The sequence below is a fragment of the Vibrio sp. SCP2 genome (genome assembly GCF_059295395.1).
In genome coordinates this window covers 1-417 of the sequence record NZ_JCAFVV010000038.1, presented here as the reverse complement: position 1 = coordinate 417, position 417 = coordinate 1, and the positions used below count along the sequence as shown (strand labels likewise).

The 417-nt window shown below is 39.8% G+C and carries 1 rRNA gene; it reads left to right on the top strand.

Annotated elements, in window-relative coordinates:
* Nucleotides 1-106 (top strand): 5S ribosomal RNA (gene rrf, locus AC5O63_RS22455); the annotation flags it as partial.
* Between the last annotated feature and the right edge of the window lie 311 nt (nt 107-417).

Sequence of the window (417 nt, the reverse complement as noted above, 5' to 3'; positions counted from 1 at the left end):
ATAGCGATTTGGACCCACCTGATTCCATGCCGAACTCAGAAGTGAAACGAATTAGCGCCGATGGTAGTGTGGGGCTTCCCCATGTGAGAGTAGGACATCGCCAGGCTTTAATTTCGACTTTGTCTACTTTGTAGACAAGTCACCATAAATCTTTAAGTTTTCTTAGAGTTTTATGTTGACTTACTGAGTCAATAGCGTATTATACGCGTCCTGCTTAAGTGCTAAGGCACTGAAAGCAAAGCTCTTTAACAATATAAACCTATCAATCTGTGTGGGCACTCGTTGATGATAATCCAAATAGATACCTCGGTATCAATTTAGGTTTCAATGAAACGAAGTGACCATTGAATCTTCGGATTCAGCACAGTCAATTCAAACATTACTTTATGTAATGTTCAGTATTCATTGAGCCGAACA